The following is a 20,964-nucleotide window of genomic DNA, read 5'->3' on the forward strand; positions in this document are numbered from 1 at the left end:
GGGTATGGATGGAGCAAAAAATCAGTCAATCAAAGAACTTGTTTATGAGGGAATCCTGAATGATATCATTCAGGGAGTGTACCCGGCTAATTCAATTTTGAATGAGAGGACGTTAGTAGAAAAGTATGGTGTCAGCAAGACACCGGTGAGAGAGGCTTTGGTTCAGTTATGCGGTGAGGGGATTTTAAAGAATATTCCAAGATACGGGTATCAGCTTCCTGTAATTACACCTTCTGAGATCAATGCGATAATCGAATACAGAATCGTCCTGGAGACAGGTGCGCTTAGAAAGACGATGAAGATCATTACAAGGGAACAGATTGATAAGTTAAATGCTCATGCAAAGCATGCGGGAGCTTTGGCGCAGAAGCGTGATATTACGACCCATTGGGCGACGAATATGGAGTTCCATCTGATGCTGTGTGAGTGTTGTTCCAACCAGTTTATGTATAAATCGTTAAACGATGCGTTAAAATTCTGTTCCAGAGGGGCAAGTCAGTACTTTAATAAGTCCTGGGAGACAGGTAATCCGACAGATGCCAATGGCCACGTACAAATTATGGAAGCAATCCGCCATCAGGATGGAAAACTGGCGGAAGAACTATTGGTAAAAGATATTGAATGCCTGTGGAATGAGATTCTTGGGCCGTAGAAATGAGCCTCTCCGGATAAAAAAGAGATGGAGAAGTATGAGGATAGACAAGAATATTTACAAACAGTATATTGCCGTGCTGGAGGAGGAACTGGTTCCGGCTCTTGGCTGTACGGAACCGACCTGCATCGCCTATGCGGCGGCTCTGACGGCTGGATGTCTTGGCGGTATGCCGGATCATTTGGTGGTGGAGAGCAGCGGAAATATTATTAAGAACGTGAAAGGCGCCGTAGTTCCTAATTCCGGCGGATTAAAAGGGATTGAGGCCGCGGCGGTGCTGGGGGCGGCTGGAGGTAATCCGGAATTAAAACTGGAAGTATTGACCGGAGTAACAGAAGCGGCGATTGAATTAACGAAAAAACTGCTTGAAGACCGCGATTTCTGTGAAGTCAGGGTTATGAATTCTCCGGCGAACCTGCATGTGAGAATTACCGGGACGCGTGATGGCCATGAAGCAAAGGTGGAATTGATACATCAGCATACCAATCTGGTGAGAATCGAGAAAGACGGTCTTGCTTTGTACGAAAAACCGTATCAGCCCGGCAGCTTTGACGAATCCCTGGCGGACAGGAGCTGCCTGAATGTCCTTGATATTCTGGCTTTTGCAGATGAAGTTCAGATGGAGGATATTCAGGAGCTGATCGACCGCCAGATTGAATATAACGAAAGAATTGCGCAGGAGGGCATGCAAAAGGAGTACGGCGTATCCGTTGGCGCCAATCTTGTGAAATACTACGGTAATGACGTGCAGGTCAGAGCACGCGCCATGGCGGCGGCCGGAAGCGATGCGAGAATGAGTGGCTGCCTTTATCCGGTTGTGATCAATTCGGGAAGTGGAAATCAGGGCATTACCGTGTCGGTCCCGGTGATTGAATACGCAAAAGAGATGGGCGTCAGCCATGAAAAGCTTGTGCGTGCACTGGTCTTCAGCAATCTGATTGCGATTCACCAAAAGACCGGAATCGGAAGATTGTCGGCATACTGCGGAGCGGTCAGCGCGGCATGCGGCGCAGGCGCCGGAATTACATATCTTTCAGGGGGATCGTATGAGCAGATCTGTGCTACAATCACAAATACATTAGCCAACGTATCAGGAATGATCTGTGACGGTGCCAAGCCATCGTGCGCGGCCAAGATAGCAACCGCCGTGGATGCGGCGATTATGGCGCACTGCCTGTCGATGGAGGCGGAGGAATTCCAGCCGGGAGACGGGATCGTAAAGGACACCGTAGAAAATACGATTGAGAGCGTTTGTGAGATTGCATCACAGGGAATGAATGTGACCGATGCGAAGATATTGGAAATTATGGTAAGGTAAACAGTGAACAGTAAACAGAAGGGACAGTGAAATCATACGATTCATGATTTTACTGTCCCTTAAAATGCCAGCAGTTCTGTCCCCTTCAAACGCCTTCAGCGCCCCCCCTTCAGCGCCGGTTGCCATGCGAAGCCGGTCTGCCAGGCGGAGGACTGGCTCAATGGTGGGGAGAATTCATGAAGTAACCGTTCCCGCCCTTCCTCTTAACCTGATACAGCGCCTCGTCGGCCTTCTGATACAGCGTCTGGAAGTCCTTTCCTCCGTAGGGATAGAGCGAAATTCCGATACTGACTGTGACCTTTCCGGACAGGGGGCCGGACTCGAAGAGCTGTGCAGTCTTGTGCTTTAATTCCCCGGCCTTTCGAAGCATCGCGGAAGGGGAGGGAAGGTCGGTCAAAAAGACGGCAAATTCGTCCCCGCCCATGCGTCCGATGACATCCGTACTGCGGAAATGCTGGGAGAGCAGCGCGGAGATACTTTTTAACACGGTATCTCCCATGCTGTGCCCCTGGGTATCGTTAATCTCTTTAAAATGATCGATATCCAACAATAGAAATGCATTAAGCCGGTCAGGATACTTCTTAAGCCGGCGTTCCACCTGCCGCTGTAAAGCCATCCGGTTCAGCAGGCTGGTAAGGGAATCGCGCATGGCCTTTTCCTGCAGGAGTGCGGTCTCCTGTTTGTAGTCATCGATGTCACTGAGCAGGCCGATGGCATGAACGGGCCTCTTCTCACTGTCAAAGATGGTGGTCACCCGGTTCCGGCACCACAGGTAGGTGCCATCTGCACGTTTTGCCCTGTATTCTGCCTCGGCATAGGGCGCGCCGCCCAGTATGGCAGAGATCATATCTTCCACATTTTGCTTGTCAGCCTGATAGACAATGTCGTACTCCGTCAGGTTCTTAATAGAAATATCGGGAGGCGGAGGAAACCCGAACATTTTCTCATAGACAGGAGAGAACTGGATCCTGTCTTTAAGAATATCCCAGTCGAACACCGTGTCCCGGGTCTGTTCGGAGATAATCCGGTACCGCTCTTCGTTGAGTGCGGTCGCCTCCCGCTGAAGCTTCTCCTCGGTGATGTCAGAAATGATAAACTGAATGATCTGGCCGGCTTCCATGTCAGAACGGAAGCGAAATGCCCTGGCGTGCATCCATTTCACATTTCCCTGCCTGGTGCGGATTCTGTAATCCATGATACAGCTGTCCAAATCAGACTTCACATAGTCGAGAAACTGCGTTTTCACCATTTGACGGTCAGCCGGGTAAATGATCTGAAAAAATTTAGAAATTCGGCTTCCGAGAGGAAGGTCCTCTGGCTGATAACCGGTTTGACGGTAGAATTCTTTGTTTACATAACGTATCATACTCTTTTTTCCGGACAGCAGGCTGATCAGGCTGTCAGGAATGGTATTGATAAGGTTTTCCAGCTTATTTTCTGTCTGACGCTTATCTGTGATATCGATGAAAAAGACGTTTACCATGCGTTCTCCGCCGTTTTTCTCCACCCGCGCGCAGTAGGCAGTATTCCAGGCGATGGACCCATCTTTTTTTTGTATCCGGTAGGTGACAGTGGCAGGCTCATTCGTTACAAGAAGCTTCTGCAGCGCCTCTGTGACGATCGGGCGGTCCTGATGCACGACGAGATTCATTCCCTTGCCGCAGAAGGGGGGAGACTGGCTCTCCACCTCCGTATATCCAGTCATTCGGTAGTAACCGTCAGTGGCCGTAATGATGCGGAATTCGTCGTCCACAGACAGACGTGCGGTTCCGCCAAGCACGGTCTCAGACAGCATAGCCAGTTCCTTCTGGGCTTTTTTCAGTTCCATCATCAGATGATTAAAATGCTCTGGTGTAATAGGAACACCATTTTCAACCGGTGAATTACAGGTATTTTCCATATCTTGCATACAAAAACCGCAAATCGCGGAAATCGCATATCCTCCTTCCTGCCGATGACGGTATAATATCGGTATTATATCCGAATTATAGCGCGAAGGCGGGAAAAAATCTATGCGATTTCCGCTGGTCTACAAAATAAGTAAAAATTTTACTTAAATAGTCTGATACCAGGAATGTGCTAACATTTATCCAGACAGCACATGGACAGAGGGAGTGGAAACCAGTTGATCCGGCTGTTTCTGCACACCAGAGCACGGGTTTCCTGATAATCAGGAGAAAAGAGAAAACGTATGGCCTCTGTTTCGGACAGCGGCAGGGAGGATATTTCGCTGGTGCGGGAGACGAAGGGAACTCCATCGGTCACAGTCAGCAGGTAACTGCCGTTGTTTTCTATCGACAGGATGGTGCTTCCGTCCATGAGCGGTTCCGAGGCTGCTTTCAGAGAGAGAAAGAATGACAGCACTGCCTCAAAGTCGAGTATTTGGTAATTGTCATCCTGTCTCATCTGCCATCTCTCACAGCATGCGGACAACGTCTCCATGCGGCCAGTCTCGTGAGGATAAACCTCCAGCAAAAGTTCCGGATCGGAAATTTCCCGGAAATACGTCTCCAGGCAGGAGAAGACCATGGAATCATCTTTCAGGAGCAGCTCAGAGACCGTATTTTTTCCCGCAGTTAAGTAACCGGCGAAGGCGCCGCTGTGAAGAACCTTGTAAGTTTTTTCGTACCAGCTGCCTGAAATGTCTTTAAAGTCAGCGGCTGAACGGTCTGCGCGGTATGGCAGTGCTTTATGCAGGCGGGCGATCTCCACCCACGCAGGGTCCTGGATTCCGGTTACTTCACGCAGGCTTACATTGTAATGAGAAAAGGCATGTCTGCAGTGACGGAAATTATCACGGCTGAACCGATAAGTCGTGACGCTGCCGCATGGTTCATAACCGAAATAGCGGTAACGCTGTCTCAAGCCGGTGAGGCAGCTGAGCGCTATGTGGTTTTCCTTCATATCCCGGATGGCATCGTTCATCAGGCGCTTCATGTAGCCTTTCCCGCGGCTGTTCGGATGGACCGCCACGCTGCCTATGGCGGCGCATGTAAGAGAACGGCTGCCAAAACGGAGTGTTACGGGCAGAGAGCAGACGACCGCCTTGATTTTCCCTTCCTCAAGGGCCAGAAAATGGTATGGCTCGGTATTTTTTCCGTTTCCATATAATTTGGGGACCAGGGAGGCAAAATCATGGGTGGTGCCGGAAAGGCTGAAAACCATGTCGATAAATTCAATGATCTGCGGTAATTCTCCGCAGCGGGCTTTTCGGTATTCTGTCATAGGCGTTCCTTTCCTAACGGGAAGTGTCTCCCAGTGTCTGTAAGTGTCTCATATCGCCGTACAAATCAGTGAGATGGCGGAACTGGTCTTCACGGTAAAAGCTGCATTTGCCGCTGCCGTAATACTTGGCTGCCTCGATGACGAAGCGGGCCGTCTCCTCCAAATCGGTCGGATGGGTGGCGCCGGTGGCGCATCCTGCTACCATGGTCTCCGTCGTGATGGCGACTCCGACTACGGGCGCGTCCGTGGCCGTGGCCGGCTGAAGGATGCTGTTGATATGGTATAAATCATTGCCGTATGGCGTGATATCCTGAGTCGCCAGAGGAAATACGCGGGGAAGCTGTCCGGTGGTAGTCTGCATGATGTCCAGAAGATCGTCGGAGACACTTAAGATGTAGCCGGATTTTACGGTGTTGGAGATGGCGAATCCTCTGTGATTGATGATCCGGTTCCCTTTTGTCGTATCGACCGACAGGATGGCATCCATGGCGGACAACACTTCCGTCTCATTGTTCTGATGCATTTGCACGGGAGAACCCATAAATGGGACGGGATCATGCGGTTCCGTTGGGGCGTCAGGGCAGATATGGGTGGCGATGATGACGTCGCCTTCCAGGATATCCCCTTTTTTCTGCATATCCAGCAGCTTGGCGGCGACGGTAAGAACTGTGCATGCGCCATCCCCGTCAGAGACAAATCCAGTCATGACCGGCCGTGCTCCCAGGCCGCCGAGCCTGCCGATGACACCCAGTGTGGGCGCGGTTCTGCCGGATGATTTACCGTTCTTTCCCGGAATCAGAACACGGATTACATCCGTGCTGCCTTTCGGTCCGGTGAGAGGAAATACCTCGACATTTGCAGCCGGATTGACGGAGAGAAGATAATCTTTCATGCGCTCACCGCTTGCCGCGCTGTCATCAAGAATATCGAAAACTTCGAGAAGTTGTTTCATTACCATTAGGAAAGCCTCCTTTATTTCATGTTGAGTCATTATAGTATAGTGAAAATTGAAAATCAAGAAGGCTCTCCCAGGTTTTGACTGTTAATTAGAGAATATTTAAAATATAGAGCGTTAATTGTGCAAAACGCATTAAATATAAAAAAAACCATGTGCATGGTAACGAAGCCATAAAATAAAAAATCCGATATACTTGATCTCAGTGAAACGTCGGCAAAGAGGCGGACCGTTGGATTGGGGACGGTCCGCTATTTTTTAAAAACCAAGGAGGAATGATTATGAGAAGGAAGAAATGTTTGGCAACTCTTACAATGGCGGCCATGGTGGCTGCATCTCTCGCAGGCTGCGGTTCGTCGGGGGAAAAGACGGATAACAGCCAGGCGGCGGTCAGCGGCGAAAATACGGTTTCAAACAGCGGTGAGAAAAAGAAAGATTCCGGCTCTGCGACGGTGGTCAGTATGTGGCATATGTGGAGCGGCAGCGAGGCCGAGGCATTTCAGACGGTAATTGATGATTTCAACGCCAGCCAGGATGAGATCCAGGTTGAGGTGCTGGCGTCTCAGACCGAGGAGAAGATGCTGACTGCTATTCCCAGCGGCGACGGCCCGGATATTGTACATACTTCAGATACTACGTGCAGCAAGTGGGCGCAGGCCGGACTCTTAAGCACACTGGACAGCTATATTACCTCGGAAAATGTGAAGGTCGATGACATTTACCCTTCCGTGTACGCCCTCGGCACGTATGACGGAGAACAGTACGGGCTGCCTTATACCATGGATTCCTACATGCTTTTCTATAATAAAGGCGTTCTCGACGAACTGGGACTGGAGCCGCCGAAGACACTGGAAGAGATGGCGGAGATGTGTAAGCAGGTTACGGTAAAGGATGCAAACGGAGAGTACACACGGCTCGGATACGTTCCGGATTATCCGTGGATCGACAGAGTTGAGATTCCGTATCTGTTCGGAGCGGAATTCTATGATTTTGAAAATGACCAGGTGACGTGTACCAGTGACGAATTTAAGAACGCACTGAATTATAAGGCACAGTTCTATACTGAATATGGAATTCCGGAAGTGACCAAGTTTAAGAGCGGCTTCGGCGCTTACGCTTCTAATGATAACGCATTATTCCAGGGGAAAATCGTATTCTCCATCGAGGGTGAGTGGTTTGAGAATTTCATCAATTTATACGCACCGGATGATTTCGAATGGGGAGCGGTGCAGGTTCCTGTTACCGAGGCAAAGCCGGAGATCGCAGGCTGCGGAAGACTGCAGGGAAGTCTCCTTTCGATTCCGTCTACCAGCAAGAATTCTGATGCGGCCTTCCAGGTAATCCGTTATCTTACCTCCGGTGACGCTTACGTTAAATTCTGTTCCCTGATTGGAAATCTTCCGACTGCGTACTCTGCTTTGGAATCAGAAGACCTTGTAAAACAGGCGCCTCAGCTGGAACCGTTTATAAAGAGTGTGCTGGAAGGCAAAGCGAAGGCCTTCCCTGCGGTACCTTTCAGCGCGGAATACTCCGACATTCAGGGGCTTGAGGAGCAGGCTGTCTATTCCGGCGACAAGACTGTGGAAGAAGCGGTGGAAAGTATGTATGAACAGCTGCAGCCGCTTGCAGATGAATGGAAAAATGCCAGATAAATTTTAATAAGAAGTACAGGGCTGCTGTCCGTGGAAAAGCGGCCCTGTTTTCTATCAGAGGTGAAAACAGATGAAGAAAAAGAAAAAATACAATTCGCAGGCACCTCAGATCCGTCTGGCCATGGTATTTTTGCTGCCATGGGTGATTGGGTTGATCCTGTTCCATATTTATCCGATTGTCTCAACGGTCTATTACAGTTTCACGGAATACAACCTGATGAAGGCTCCGAAGTTTGTCGGCCTGTTAAATTATAAGAAAATATTCCATGACGATTTATTTTACAAGGCGGTCTATAATTCCCTCTATTTTGTGGTGATTGGAGTGACCCTGCAGATCGCGCTGTCGGTATTTTCGGCGGTTTTACTTAATATGAACGTAAAAGGGCGAGGAATCTTCCGCACCCTTTTTTATCTTCCGACTCTTGTGCCGCCGGTGGCCAGCTCCCTTGTCTGGATGTGGATGCTCAACCCTCAGTACGGTCTGGTAAATGCGGTCCTGAAGTTCTTTCATCTGCCGCAGCCGTTGTGGCTGTCTTCGGCGGAGTGGTCTAAACCGGCCATTATCCTGATGACTCTGTGGGGAATTGGAAATACCATTATCGTGTACCTCGCAGGCATCGGTGATATTCCCAGAGATTATTACGAGGCCATCGACTTAGACGGCGGCGGCCCGATCTCGAAGTTCCGCTACATAACGTGGCCGATGCTCTCAAATGTGACCTTCTTCCAGGTCGTAAACGGCATTATCATGGGCTTTAACACCTTTACACAGTCCTATATCGTGGCAGCCTCGGCTCCCAAGGGAAACGGTACGCTGGGCGGTGTGAAAAATTCGCTTTTATTCTATGCGGTGGACATTTACAACGAAGGCTTTAAGTATTTGAAATTCGGATATTCCAGCGCGCTGGCGACCATTATGCTGGTAGTAATGATCATTATTACCTTTTTCCTGTTCAAGGGATCGAAAAAATGGGTCTATTACGGAGGTGAATGAGAATGAAAAGACGTATCAAATCGGCGCTGAAGTATATTCCTCTCTGTCTGGCGGGCTTATTTTTCCTGGTGCCATTTATCTGGCTGATCAGCACATCCTTAAAAAGTTCCGACCAGATCTTCTCGTATCCGCCCAAATGGATTCCGAAGCCGGCAAAATTCAGCAATTACAGGGAGGCCTTCGAGGCGATTCCGTATCTGAAATATATCCTGAATACGATGAAAACCACTTCTCTGGCGGTTCTGGGAAATGTTCTGTCGGCCCCCATGATCGGCTATGCCTTTGGAAAGTTAAAATGGCCCGGACGGGATAAGGTGTTTATGCTCGTGGTTGCCACCATGATGCTTCCCTTCACCGTCACCATGATTCCTTTATACAGCCTGTTTTCGAAACTGGGCTGGATCAATACGTATATTCCGCTGGTTTTGCCGGATTTCCTGGGTACGGCCTACTTTATCTTCCTGATGCGCCAGTTTTACCGGAATCTGCCGGACGAGTTCATGGAGGCGGCCAGAATCGACGGCGCCAGTGAACTGTGGGTCTACGCAAGGATCGCGCTGCCGCTGGAGAAACCGGCCATCGTCACTGTCGCGCTCTTCTCATTCGTCTGGTCCTGGACCGATTTCATGGGTCCGCTGATCTATTTGACGAAATCCACGAAATGGACGATCTCCCTGGGACTCAGCCAGTTTACCAATACATACGGAGTGGACTGGGCGCTCCTGATGGCGGCTTCCGCCATAGCGATCCTGCCTATGATAATCCTGTTCTTCTTTTTACAGAACTACTTCGTAGAAGGAAGCATGAGCTCCGGCGTGAAAGGCTAGAAGTCTACGAGGTAAAATCCTTATGATATCCAAGCTGATAGACACAGATGCATAAATACAGGGTGAAGAGCGCATCTGTGTTGTGTTCAAAATCAAAATCGAATTTCAGCAGCTCCTTGATATGCTGGAGCCGGTAGGTCAAGGTGTTCCGGTGAATATACAGGGCCCTGGCAGTCTTCTGGATGTTAAAGGAATTGTGAAAATACTGCTGAAGCGTCTCAAAAAAGTTAGTATCGTTGTTGGCGTCGTACTCGATGAGAGGCGAAATAATATCACGGCTCAGCTTCCGGAAGTCCTTTAGCTCCGGGATGTTGAGAATGTGGTAAATGCTCTGCTCAAAATAGGAGGAGGCACTGTTTGATAAGTTCAGCTGCTTCTGAACCTTGATGGATTTGAAGCTCTCTTCAAAGGAGAGGGCGATGGTCTCCACACCGAAGTGCGCGCTGCTGATCCCGATTCTCAGAGAAAAGCGGGATTCCAGCTCCTTGTACAGATTGTTGGCCAGCACATAGCTTTTTGTGATGATATCCAGATCCTGGTCCTTGTACGGATAGAGGAGAAAGACGCTGGCGAAATTGTGGTTATAGACCAGGAAATACTTGTCTGCAGTGAGGTAATTGCGGAGTCTGGAGATGAGCTCACGAAGCTCGTCCTCGTTATCCTCTGAGTCCTGAAGCTGCAGCGTCATGCAGACCCGTTTTAAGTCCGGATTGAAATTGTAAATATTACAGATGTTCCTGATCTCATCCGGAGTTTTGGAGCTGCTGCTGTGGAGAACCTGGAGAAACGGCGCATAAAAATTATTGGAAAAACCGGCGGCGGTAAATGCAGTTTCCTTGTCCAATGTCAGGGCAAGAAAAGGAAGCGCGTTCTCCACAATGGCCAGAAAGCGGCTGTCAGTCAGTTCGATCTTTTTATCGATGCAGAGGTAATAGCTGTAGTTGGGAAGCGGAAGCGCCTTACATACAACCGTTTCTCCGGAAATAGAAAATTCGGCCGTATCGGATTCCGGTTCGCAGGCAGGGGACAGCAGGGAAATCTGCGGGGGAGGAATCTCTCCGAACGCGTGATCAGACGCGGCGAAGGTGTTCCTGTGACTCGAAAAGGCCAGTCTGGCGGCTGCCGGATGAAAGCCGGCGTCGGTCAGAATGAACGTAAATCCCGAGACACCTGCGAGATAGTCCAGAAGGTCAGACAGGCTGCAGTTGGAATAATATAAGTTGGAAACCCGGATCAGTTCGTTATAGACAGGTTTGTTGTAAGCTTTATCGTTTCCCATGATTTCCCTCCCTGTAAAAGTATATTTAATTATAAACGAAATGAAACAAATTGCAAAGGAATAATAGTAAGATGAAAAAGAAAATATTCGTGGCAGGTATTTATCAGGAGAGCAACTCCTTTTCTCCGCTCATGTCAGAGCAAAAAGATTTTTTGACGTATTTGAAGGGGGAGGAACTGACGTCTCAGACGCCTGGCGTCAAAGAACTGGAGGACGCCGGTTATGAGGTGATTCCCGGGCTTTGCGCAAGTGCCTGGCCGGGGGGGATTTTAAAGCTGGAGGACTATCGCAGGATGGTGGGGGAGATCCTGGAGCGGCTTCCGCTGGATGGTTCGCTGAGCGGCATCCTTTTCCCGTCCCATGGGGCGCTGGAGGTGGAGTTTATCGGGAGCGGGGACGCATTTCTGATCAGCATGCTGCGGGAACGGGTGGGCCCCAGGGTTCCGATCGCCCTGGCGCTGGATCTTCATGCCAATAACACCTATACTCTCGCAAGGCTGTCGAATATCATCTACGGATACCGGACCGCGCCTCACATCGACATTGAAGAGACCAGCATACGGGCCGCAAAGCTTCTGATAAAGGCGATCGAGGAAGGAAAAGAGCCCTGGACGGAGTTAGTCCGTCTGCCCTTCATGATGCCGGGAGAAAACATGATGACGGAATCCGGATTCGGAAAAGAGGTGATCTCCATGGTGGCGGATTTAGAGCGCGTTCCGGGCGTCTGGTGCTCCTCGTATTTCGCCGGAATGCCATGGGTGGACTGCGCGCAGGGCGGCTCGTCCATTGTGATCTCGGGAGTGGGGGATAAGCGCCCGGGAGTGAAGGCCGCTGTGGAACTGGGCAGGAAAATCTGGGAGCGGAGGGCGGAATTCAAGTTCCAGGGTACGGCCATGGAGCCGCTTAAGGCGCTTCTCACGCTGGACCGGTGCGGCCATTATCCGGCCTTTCTCTCGGATTCGGCGGATAATGTGACGGCAGGCGCGGCGGGTGATAACGCATATATGCTGGATATGATCCTGAAACAGGGGATTAAAGGCGTTCTTGTCGCCCATTTTATTGACGGCCCCGCTGTGGCGTTCTGCGCCGCAAAGAAGAAGGGGGACCGGTTTGATATAAGCCTGGGCGGCACGATCGACCCAGTGGGAAGCGTGAGAACGGTGCTTACGGACGCCGAGCTGGTGGAGGTATTCCGGCAGGGAGGAAAAGCGACGGCTGCAGTCGTGAAAACAGATGCGGTGACTGTGCTGATACTGGCCGAACGCGGTCCGATCACCTCGGAGGCCGTGCTGAATTCGTACGGACTGAGCGCATATGATTACCGGATTACCGTGGTAAAACAGGGGTATTTGACGCCGGAATTCTACGAGGTGCTGAAAGCGTATATCATGGCTCTGACACCGGGAAACTGCGCCCAGGATCTTACTATGGCGGCGTATAGGAATGTGCGCAGGCCGATGGAGCCGCTTGATATCGTGGGGGATGAGAGGCGGATTGCGGAGACGTATGAAGCAGCAGACGATTGACCGGAGAAAATATAACAGGAACGGACAGGCGGTAAATATGATATGCCCCTTGTCCGTTCCTGTTTTGTGTTTTTCGGAATAAATATCCTATAGAATGTCCGATTCTACTCGCTTGATATAAGTCTCCAATGAATTTTTATCAATTAGTGAAGGGATGACTCCCTGTCTCAGTACACAGAATCCGGCGGCATAGGTCGCTATTTTTGCGGCCTTTTCTATGGAGTGGCCTGCAGAGAGATAGACAGCCAGAGCTGCGATAAAGGCATCTGCCGCACCGGTGGTATCCACAGGGGTAAAGGGAGCTGCAGGAATATAGCCGGTAAAATCGCGGCTTTTGACAAAGCACCCGGAATGTCCCAGTGTAATGATAACCGTTTTTGCTCCTCTCCGGATAAATTCCTCTGCTTTCTCCTCTATATCAGAAATTTCGGGACAAAGAAGCTCGGCTTCTTTTCGGTTGGGTACAAAGATATCGATCAACGCCATGAGTGAGGGACTGATCCGGTTCATTGCAGCCGGTTTCAGGATGTTGAGTACGCCGTATTTTTTTGATATCCTGGCAGCTGCCTCCACAGCCTCTTCCGGAACTTCTGTCTGAAGCAGACAATATCCGGCTGTCTCAAATACTTTCTCATATGGAGTGATATCATCGGGACACAGTTTTTTATTGGCGCCAGATAAAAGCGTAATCATACTTTCGCCGTCGTTTTGTACATGAATATAGGCTTTTCCTGTCTCCTCATTGGGAACCCGTTTTAAGCCCTGAATATCTACGTGGTTTTCTTCCATACAGGTGTAGACGAGGATCGAATCGTAGTCACTTCCCACCTTCCCGATCAGTACGGCTTCACTGCCAAGCCTTGCGACACCAACCGCCTGATTGGCACCCTTACCACCGGGGATGACCGAGTGTTTACTGGTACCTACGGTGCGCCCCGGCTGGGGCAGTTCATCCACATTCAGCGTAATGTCGATATTGATACTGCCAACCACGATAATCTTTCGGGCATGAGATGAGAAAGGAAGGTCCAGGCTTTTTGTATTCTCTAAAACATATTCGGCCTGGAAACTATCGGATCCCCCTTCTTTTTTTTCACATTTTTCAATCAGACGTTTACAGACAAATGCTCCAAATTCGTAGTATGGAATCTTGATACTGGAAATGCAGGGGAATGCTATATTTTCCCTTGCATCGTCACGCAGACTGACAAGTGATAGATCCTGTGGTACGTGAAATTGGCGCCTCGATAAATGATCCATCAGAATCAGGGAGGAGGCATAATGAGTACTGACAATTCCTGTGGGAGTGTGTGACAGAATACCGTCGCACCAGTCATCCGTTTCGACAGAAAGCCTCATTGAGTCACTATATGGAATACTATGGTCAAAAAGGCATTTTTTGAATCCCTCAAAAACCATAGCAGACCGCACACTGCTGTGTTTGGTCAGACAGGCTATTTTTGTATGCCCGTATTGCAGCAAAAATTCTGTAGCCGCATAGCCCATGGCAGAAAAATCAATAAAAAAAGAGGAAGGCTCGGCTGGAGCGCTGATGCGGCAGACCTCAATATTGTTCTCTGCAAAGTAACGTTCGTATTCCAGGCTTTTATTGCATACCGGTTCCCAGATTACGCCATCAACATTATTTTTGCAAAGTGAAGTTATATTTTTTAATTCACTTTCAGGACTGTCTTTGCTGTCGTAGAGCAGTACACTGTAACCATTATTCTGGGCGGTGGATACGGCCCCGTTTATAAAACGATTTGTTTTAACAGCGGATTTTAAAAGCACTCCCAAAATAAAAGTTCTGGCATCTGAAGTATTCTTTACAGTGCCATAGGGGGTGTAATTGTATTCCTTTACTATTTTAAGAACACGGTTTCTTGTTTCTGTATTAATATTGGCATCTTTGCCGTTAACAATTTTTGAGACGGTAGAAATGGAAACGCCTGCAAGTTGAGCGATCTCTTTAATGGTCATATGGATTCTCCCTATATATATGTTAAGTCTATTATGGTATAGATGGGAATCTTTGTCAATTAAAATAAAAAAACATATTGTAGATAATATATAAAAAAACGATTTCTAAAAACATTTTTGTTGATATTAATGATAAAACATATTGACAAGCTAGAAAAATATGATAATATATAACTATGAAAATTATTTAAGAAAACATTTTCCTATACATAATATCAAACGGAGGTAATGATGAAGAAGGGCATATTGGTAATAGGAAGTCTGAACATGGACCTGTCCATTGACCTGGCTAAGATGCCTGTGACCGGCGAAACGATTTTGGGAAGAGGAATCGCTTATAAAGCTGGAGGAAAGGGGGCGAACCAGGCGTGCGCAGCTGGAAAGCTGGGCGGGAGAGTCCGGATGCTGGGGTGTGTTGGACAGGATGAATTCGGACAGAAGCTGGTAAAGAGCCTGTCTGAGTCCGGTGTAGAGACTGATTACATAAAAGAAAGCCGGGCACTGCCGACAGGAACTGCGGTAATTTATGTAGATGATAACGGTGACAATAGTATTGTTGTAATTCCGGGCGCAAATATGGCTTGTGATATTGAGTATCTAAAAGAACAGGATGAACAATTTCAATGGTGCGATTATGTGGTGCTTCAGATGGAAATTCCTTATGAAGCGGTCTGGTATTCGGTGAAACGGGCAAAAGAGCTGGGAAAGACGGTGATCTTAAATCCAGCGCCGGCACCGGACGAAATACCAGAAGAAATCCTTTCGCTGGTGGATTACCTTACCCCCAATGAGACGGAAATTATCGCATTGAATGGTAAAAGAAAAGACGATATCAGGGAGGGGGCTGAAAAACTGCTTGGCCGCGGAGTGAGCAATGTAATTGCAACTCTGGGAGACAGAGGTGCTTTGCTGGTTAACCGGTATGGCGAGACATTTTATCCGGCAAGAAAAGTGGTGTCAGTGGATACAACGGCTGCTGGAGACTGCTTTAATGGAGCTATGGTTGCAGCGCTGGCGGAGGGGCAGAGCGAGGCAGAGGCAATACTATTTGCCAATATAGCTTCTTCAATTGCAGTAACCCGGAAAGGGGCGCAGGAATCACTTCCAATACGAGAAGAAGTGGCGGTGATTATGTGAAATATATTTTAAGAAAGAGAAGGGAGAAGAAGATGATGAAGAAAACAAAGAGGATACTGGCATTAACTTTGACGGCGTGTAGCCTGCTGTCACTGACTGCCTGCTCAGGCGGAAAAGCGTCTGAGACGCCGACAACAGAAAAACAGGCGGCAGGAGAAACAACAGCAGCAGAGAAAACTGAAGCAGCAAAGGGGGAGGGAAAAAGAGAGAAACTGGTTATTTCCACGTATTTGGCTGATGCGGCGCAGGTGGCGGTAAGAGAGAAATATATAGATGGTCCACTGCAGGAAGCATTTCCGGATGTGGATATTGAGATCAAGATGTATAATGACCGTCAAAGCCTCCAGGTGGAGGTTGCCGGCGGTGGCGGCCCTGATATTCTGGATCTGGATGGCCCAACCGATGTCGCTGAATTCGCGAAAGCGGACCGTGTTCTGGCACTAGATGATTATGCGGCAAAATATGGCTGGCAGGATATGTTTTATGACTGGGCCTATGACAGCTGTTTCTATAATGAAAAACTGTTTTCACTGCCGACAAGCTTTGAAGGTATGGTGATTTATTACAATATGGATGTCATGGAAGAGAATGGCTGGAAAAAGCCGGAAACAAAAGATGAGTTGATCACCCTGATGAAAGAAATGAAGGGCAAAGGGATTATACCACTGTCGTTTGGAAACTCCAATTATCAGGGCGCGGTTGACTGGCTGTATTCAACATTTACCAGCTGTTACGCCGGACCGGATGTTCTTCGCAAGGCCTTGACCGGAGAAGGCAAATTTACAGACCCGAAGCTGACTGCATCAATTCAGACCATGGTTGACTGGTGGACAGAAGGCTGGCTCGGAGACAACGCTTCCCAGTCTATTACGAACGAAGACATGATGGCTTTCTTTGCAGAAGGCAGAGCAGCAATGATGATAAACGGAACATGGGCTTCAAACCAGTTGAATACTACATATCCAGACTGTAACTGGGATTCTGAGATGATGCCGAAAGATCCGGAGATCGGAAGCATCCTGCCGTTTGCGACAGGTGGTGGGTATTCCATTAATGCTAACTCTAAAAATCCGGATCTGGCAGCGGAAGTATTAAATTTCTTATTTACAAGTATGGACCGTCACTATGCATCGATTAATGAAGCAGGATATCAGCCATATCCTTTAAAGGATTTCGACATATCCAAACTTGAGGGTATGGACCCAAAGATGTTTGACCAGTACCAGCTGCTTATGGATGCACAAACGAACAACCAGATTGGTTTCTGCTCTTGGACATTCTATCCGTCTGACATGAGAGTCTATATGAATGAAAATGTGGATTCTATGTTCTTAGGGGTACTCAGCGTGGATGACTTTATGAATAAATCTCAGGAATATCTCGATGCTGCGCTGGCAAGTGGCACAGCTCCGGTGCTTCCTGAATAATTAAAAAGATTTGCAGAAAGCTGAATCATAAATAAATCGGACACGGATGAGTGATGTTTCAATATTAAGGGAATTCCCATGAAACGCACACTCATCCGTGTTTTATCAGGAAGGTGAATACGTGAAAAACAAGAAAATACATTTGACACCATATCTTTTTATACTTCCGGCCTTTGCGATCCATCTTGCGCTTGTTACCCTGCCGTCGTTAAGCACACTGGTTATGTCACTGTATGAATGGAACGGTTTGGGAGCTGCTAAATTCATAGGCCTGGATAATTTTAAAGAGATTGCAGCGGATCCTATGGTGAAACAGGCAATCTTACATAACATTGAATGGCTGCTGGTATTTATTACAGTACCGCTCATTCTCGGGTTTGTTGTAGCAATTATTGTAAGCCAATTAAACCGGGGACAGATGATTTTTCGTACAACATTTTTTATCCCTTATGTCATATCGGCGGCGGTTGCAGGTAAAATCTGGACTGCCTATATGAACCCGTATTATGGGTTTAATCAGGTATTTGCAAAGCTTGGCTGGGATGGGCTGGCGAAAACACTTTGGCTTGGAAATCCCAAGATCGCCCTGTATTCGGTTGCGTTTGTTGACAACTGGCATTGGTGGGGATTTATCATGGTGTTATTTTTGGGAGCACTTCAGCAGGTTGATTCCGAACTTTATGAAGCTGCCAGAGTGGATGGAGCAAACCGGTTTCAGGAGCTTTTACACGTGTCTATTCCGGGAATCAGACCTACAATTGCTTTTGTTCTCATTATGACGATCATGTGGTCCTTCCTGACATTCGATTACGTTTACATTATGACGAACGGCGGTCCGGCCAATGCGACAGAGATTATGTCGACGTATATTTATAAGAATGCATTTACAAAGTACCGGGCAGGTTATGCCAATGCACTCTGCGTAATTCAGTGTGGTATCTGCATCATACTGTATTTTGTGCAGAAGGTGATCAGCGAGAAGGGAGGGATTGAGAATGGGTAAGAAAAAGAAAATCAGTATCTGGTATATCGTTAAATATGTATTTTTATTTGGGATGCTGCTGTTTGCGCTTGTGCCCCTGCTTCAGGTATTCATAAACTCCTTCCGATCGGATCGGGAGGTAAAGACGATGCCATTAGGGCTGCCGAAACAGTGGGTGTTTAACAATTACCCTGAGACATGGAAGATCGGCGGTTACGGACAGGCATATATTAACAGCTTACTGATAGCGGCAGTGGTAATTGTCGTGGTTTTGGCAGTGGCCGGTTTGGGGGCTTATTCTATCAGCAAGCTGGAATACAAGGGAAGAGGATTTTTTAATGCTTATTTCTTCGTGGCAATCTCTCTGCCTGGATTCCTCTATATCGTACCGGATTACTTTATCTTTAACAAACTTCATCTGATCGATACCAGAGTAGGGCTGATGCTGGTATACATTGCGATGCAGATACCGTTTAATATGCTGCTTTTAAAGACGTTTCTGGCGGGAATTCCCAGAGAGCTGGAGGAGGCAGCGAAGATCGATGGCTGCAATGAACTGGACAGCTTTATGAAAATTACACTGCCTATTGCAAAACCGATGTTTTTAACTGTAGCTATTCTTGTGTTTGTGAATGTGTGGAACGAGTACCTCTGGTCAAATACGTTTGTTACTACGGAGATTATCAAACCGGTGGCTACCCGGTTTGTCAAATTTACTGGTGAGTATGGCAGCGATATGGCGAAGATTTATACGGCTAGTGTTATTACGATTGCACCTGTTATTATACTGTATCTGCTGTTCAGCCGTAAATTTATTGAAGGTATGACGAGCGGAAGCGTGAAAGGGTAGTGGAAAGGGAGACTATATGAAGACGGAATATATAGAAAAGATATACGCGGGATGGCTGGCAAAGATAATCGGCATTCGGTTCGGAGCGCCTGTTGAAGGCTGGACTTATGATAAGATTAAAAATATCTTTGGCGAGAGGCTGGAACATTATCCGGCGGATTATATTAATTTTGCGGCAGATGACGACAGCAATGGTCCTTTGTTTTTCCTGCGCTCGGTGGAAGACAGCAAAAAAGGATATCATGTGAAATCTCAGGATGTGGCGGAAGCCCTGCTGAATTATGCCCCCTTTGAACATGGATTTTTCTGGTGGGGCGGGTTTGGTATATCAACGGAGCACACTGCGTACTTAAACTTGAGAAATGGCATTCCTGCGCCGAGAAGCGGGAGTATCGAACAGAATGGAAGCACGATGGCGGAACAGATTGGCGGTCAGATTTTTATTGATACATGGGGACTGGTAAATCCGGGAAATCCTGATAAAGCCGCTGTGATGGCAAGGGAAGCTGCCAGCGTAACCCATGGTGGTAACGGCGTGTATGGCGGTATCTTTGTAGCTGCCTGTATTAGCTGTGCGTTCGACGAAAAAGATATTGTTAAAATCATAGAAAAAGGTTTGAGCTATATTCCGGAGAATTGCGAGTATGCAAACGTGGTACGAATTGTTATGAAGTATCATGCGGGCCATCCGGATGACTGGAGAGCGTGTTATCATTTTATACATGATAATTATGGTTATGACAAATATCCTGGAAACTGCCATATTATTCCCAATGTTGCGGTGATGATTCTGGCTCTCCTGTATGGAAATGGTGAATTTGACCGTACGCTGGAGATCTGTAATCTTTGCGGTTGGGACACAGACTGCAACGTGGGAAATGTAGCGACGATTATGGGAGTAATCTGCGGGTTGGAAGGCATTTCTTATGATAAATGGAGAAAACCGATCAATGATCTGCTCATTTGCTCCGGTGTAGTGGGCTCGTTAAATATTATGGATATCCCTTATGGGGCGTCCTACATTGTGAAGCTGGCCAGTGAACTGGAGGGTACAGAGCTTCCAGAACTGTGGAAGACAATCACAAAATCGAGGATTGACAGCTGCCACTTTGAGTATCCTGGTTCCACCCATGCAATGAGACTGAGAATCGAAACGAACGACAGAAAGGCCTCTGAAAACAGAGAACTTTCTATTATGAATACGAATGAGACGGCATATACAGGGGAACGTTCCTTGAAGTTCCTGGCCAGAACTATGGAACCTGGAGAAAACGTCTACGTTTATAAGCAGACTTATTACAGGCCGGAAGACTTTTCGGACAGCCGCTATGATCCCTGCTTCTCACCGCTTGTTTATCCAGGCCAGATTCTTCATGGAAGTGTATGCATTCCGGAATACGGGCCTAAGGCGAGAGCGGGCCTGTATGTGAGAGACATTCATACAGGAAAAGTATATGAGGGAGAGATTAAAGAACTGGTAAAAGGACAGTGGAAAGAACTGACGTTCGAGATTCCGGGAAATATGGATGCATTAATTGGCGAGATGGGTATGTGCTTTCATATTGAAGGTAAGCATATGGAACATTTTGATTTTGTTGGATTTGTTGATGATCTCTATGCTGACGGCGCTGCGGATTACAGGGTGGATTTCACAAAGGAGGAAGAAGAATACTGGCCTGGCACGGTGCACAGAGAGATCAGCCAGTTTACAAAACTGAAAGGCAATACGTATCTCGCAAATGGACAAGTCCACATTGCATGCGGTGATTTTGGCGAGATCAGTACTGGAAGGTATGATTGGACTGATTATACGGCCGAATTTACTATAACACCGATGACTGGGACTCACCATATGGTGATTGTCAGAAGCCAGGGGGCAATGAGGTCGTACGGTGTAGGGTTCGATGCGGCAGGCAGATTAACCGTGTTTAAAAATTTAAATGGATATAAGGCGATGGCATCTAAGCTGTTTGACTGGGAGTACGGCAAAGAGTATAAGATTACCGTTAATGTTGCCGGGAATGTGATTACTGCCGGGATCGATGGAGAGACAATCACCTGGGCAGACGATGGGGAAGCGTATTTACACGGCGGGATCGGCCTGGCTGTATTGGAAGGAAGTCATATGAGCTGCAGCGGAATTCGAGTGAAATAGGGAGG

The 20,964-nt window shown here is 47.9% G+C and carries 16 protein-coding genes; 11 read left to right on the plus strand and 5 right to left on the minus strand.

All coding sequences use genetic code 11. The features are described 5' to 3' along the window. Positions 1-4: 4 nt before the first annotated feature. Both M1L66_RS06735 and M1L66_RS06740 read left to right on the plus strand, forming a co-directional pair. Positions 5-652 carry a GntR family transcriptional regulator gene (locus M1L66_RS06735; RefSeq protein WP_002601236.1) on the plus strand — a complete coding sequence of 216 codons (648 nt, stop codon included), beginning with the start codon at positions 5-7 and terminating at the stop codon, positions 650-652. Positions 653-689: 37 nt separating this feature from the next. Continuing rightward, positions 690-1,970: a serine dehydratase subunit alpha family protein gene (locus tag M1L66_RS06740; RefSeq protein WP_434691664.1), complete on the plus strand. Its 1,281-nt coding sequence runs from the start codon at positions 690-692 to the stop codon at positions 1,968-1,970. Between the two features lie 157 nt (positions 1,971-2,127). Here M1L66_RS06740 and M1L66_RS06745 read toward each other — a convergent pair whose 3' ends face one another. The 3 genes from M1L66_RS06745 to M1L66_RS06755 form a co-directional block, all read right to left on the minus strand. Then, positions 2,128-3,879 (minus strand): sensor domain-containing diguanylate cyclase, encoded by a 1,752-nt coding sequence (locus tag M1L66_RS06745; protein WP_434691667.1) that lies wholly within the window; start codon positions 3,877-3,879, stop codon positions 2,128-2,130. Between the two features lie 170 nt (positions 3,880-4,049). Continuing rightward, complete coding sequence (locus M1L66_RS06750) at positions 4,050-5,195, minus strand: GNAT family N-acetyltransferase (RefSeq protein WP_434691670.1); 1,146 nt, start codon at positions 5,193-5,195, stop codon at positions 4,050-4,052. Positions 5,196-5,208: 13 nt separating this feature from the next. Then, complete coding sequence (locus M1L66_RS06755) at positions 5,209-6,153, minus strand: DUF1177 domain-containing protein (RefSeq protein ID WP_187022453.1); 945 nt, start codon at positions 6,151-6,153, stop codon at positions 5,209-5,211. Between the two features lie 278 nt (positions 6,154-6,431). On the opposite strand from M1L66_RS06755, the gene M1L66_RS06760 reads away from it, so the two are divergent. The 3 genes from M1L66_RS06760 (at position 6,432) to M1L66_RS06770 (ending at position 9,623) form a co-directional block, all read left to right on the plus strand. After that, positions 6,432-7,802, plus strand: coding sequence for an ABC transporter substrate-binding protein (locus M1L66_RS06760; RefSeq protein WP_434691673.1), 1,371 nt, complete (start codon positions 6,432-6,434; stop codon positions 7,800-7,802). 70 nt (positions 7,803-7,872) lie between these two features. Beyond that, positions 7,873-8,796: a carbohydrate ABC transporter permease gene (locus M1L66_RS06765; RefSeq protein WP_002601230.1), complete on the plus strand. Its 924-nt coding sequence runs from the start codon at positions 7,873-7,875 to the stop codon at positions 8,794-8,796. Positions 8,797-8,798: 2 nt separating this feature from the next. Further along, on the plus strand, positions 8,799-9,623 hold the full coding sequence (locus tag M1L66_RS06770) for a carbohydrate ABC transporter permease (protein WP_002601229.1): 825 nt from the start codon (positions 8,799-8,801) through the stop codon (positions 9,621-9,623). Positions 9,624-9,627: 4 nt separating this feature from the next. Here the strand turns inward: M1L66_RS06770 and M1L66_RS06775 are convergent, their stop codons facing one another. Continuing rightward, positions 9,628-10,902, minus strand: coding sequence for a PucR family transcriptional regulator (locus M1L66_RS06775; protein WP_187022451.1), 1,275 nt, complete (start codon positions 10,900-10,902; stop codon positions 9,628-9,630). A 71-nt stretch (positions 10,903-10,973) separates the two neighbouring features. On the opposite strand from M1L66_RS06775, the gene M1L66_RS06780 reads away from it, so the two are divergent. Then, positions 10,974-12,428 (plus strand): M81 family metallopeptidase, encoded by a 1,455-nt coding sequence (locus M1L66_RS06780; protein ID WP_187022450.1) that lies wholly within the window; start codon positions 10,974-10,976, stop codon positions 12,426-12,428. Positions 12,429-12,515: 87 nt separating this feature from the next. On the opposite strand, the gene M1L66_RS06785 is transcribed toward M1L66_RS06780, so the two are convergent. Next, a complete protein-coding gene (locus M1L66_RS06785) occupies positions 12,516-14,408 on the minus strand; it encodes a PfkB family carbohydrate kinase (protein WP_117634400.1) in 1,893 nt (630 codons plus the stop codon). A 267-nt stretch (positions 14,409-14,675) separates the two neighbouring features. Here M1L66_RS06785 and rbsK point away from each other — a divergent pair, with 267 nt between their 5' ends. From rbsK to M1L66_RS06810, 5 genes are all read left to right on the plus strand, one after another. Further along, positions 14,676-15,545, plus strand: a complete 870-nt coding sequence (gene rbsK / locus M1L66_RS06790; RefSeq protein WP_434691679.1) for a ribokinase — start codon at positions 14,676-14,678, stop codon at positions 15,543-15,545. Between the two features lie 32 nt (positions 15,546-15,577). After that, positions 15,578-16,972, plus strand: coding sequence for an ABC transporter substrate-binding protein (locus M1L66_RS06795; RefSeq protein ID WP_434691682.1), 1,395 nt, complete (start codon positions 15,578-15,580; stop codon positions 16,970-16,972). Positions 16,973-17,093: 121 nt separating this feature from the next. Beyond that, a complete protein-coding gene (locus M1L66_RS06800) occupies positions 17,094-17,975 on the plus strand; it encodes a carbohydrate ABC transporter permease (RefSeq protein ID WP_117621492.1) in 882 nt (293 codons plus the stop codon). Next, positions 17,968-18,804 (plus strand): carbohydrate ABC transporter permease, encoded by an 837-nt coding sequence (locus M1L66_RS06805; RefSeq protein WP_187022447.1) that lies wholly within the window; start codon positions 17,968-17,970, stop codon positions 18,802-18,804. Before M1L66_RS06800 ends, M1L66_RS06805 begins: the two co-directional genes overlap by 8 nt. Positions 18,805-18,820: 16 nt before the next feature. Then, positions 18,821-20,959, plus strand: coding sequence for an ADP-ribosylglycohydrolase family protein (locus tag M1L66_RS06810; protein WP_434691687.1), 2,139 nt, complete (start codon positions 18,821-18,823; stop codon positions 20,957-20,959). Positions 20,960-20,964 lie beyond the last annotated feature (5 nt).

Source organism: Hungatella sp. SB206 (assembly GCF_051132295.1).
GTDB lineage: Bacteria > Bacillota > Clostridia > Lachnospirales > Lachnospiraceae > Hungatella > Hungatella effluvii.

Coding starts and splice junctions, on each gene's coding strand:
- M1L66_RS06735 (WP_002601236.1), top strand. CDS start 5: ATGGATGGAGCAAAAAATCAGTCAATCAAAGAACTTGTTTATGAGGGA.
- M1L66_RS06740 (WP_434691664.1), top strand. CDS start 690: ATGAGGATAGACAAGAATATTTACAAACAGTATATTGCCGTGCTGGAG.
- M1L66_RS06745 (WP_434691667.1), bottom strand. CDS start 3,879: ATGCAAGATATGGAAAATACCTGTAATTCACCGGTTGAAAATGGTGTT.
- M1L66_RS06750 (WP_434691670.1), bottom strand. CDS start 5,195: ATGACAGAATACCGAAAAGCCCGCTGCGGAGAATTACCGCAGATCATT.
- M1L66_RS06755 (WP_187022453.1), bottom strand. CDS start 6,153: ATGGTAATGAAACAACTTCTCGAAGTTTTCGATATTCTTGATGACAGC.
- M1L66_RS06760 (WP_434691673.1), top strand. CDS start 6,432: ATGAGAAGGAAGAAATGTTTGGCAACTCTTACAATGGCGGCCATGGTG.
- M1L66_RS06765 (WP_002601230.1), top strand. CDS start 7,873: ATGAAGAAAAAGAAAAAATACAATTCGCAGGCACCTCAGATCCGTCTG.
- M1L66_RS06770 (WP_002601229.1), top strand. CDS start 8,799: ATGAAAAGACGTATCAAATCGGCGCTGAAGTATATTCCTCTCTGTCTG.
- M1L66_RS06775 (WP_187022451.1), bottom strand. CDS start 10,902: ATGGGAAACGATAAAGCTTACAACAAACCTGTCTATAACGAACTGATC.
- M1L66_RS06780 (WP_187022450.1), top strand. CDS start 10,974: ATGAAAAAGAAAATATTCGTGGCAGGTATTTATCAGGAGAGCAACTCC.
- M1L66_RS06785 (WP_117634400.1), bottom strand. CDS start 14,408: ATGACCATTAAAGAGATCGCTCAACTTGCAGGCGTTTCCATTTCTACC.
- rbsK (WP_434691679.1), top strand. CDS start 14,676: ATGGACCTGTCCATTGACCTGGCTAAGATGCCTGTGACCGGCGAAACG.
- M1L66_RS06795 (WP_434691682.1), top strand. CDS start 15,578: ATGATGAAGAAAACAAAGAGGATACTGGCATTAACTTTGACGGCGTGT.
- M1L66_RS06805 (WP_187022447.1), top strand. CDS start 17,968: ATGGGTAAGAAAAAGAAAATCAGTATCTGGTATATCGTTAAATATGTA.
- M1L66_RS06810 (WP_434691687.1), top strand. CDS start 18,821: ATGAAGACGGAATATATAGAAAAGATATACGCGGGATGGCTGGCAAAG.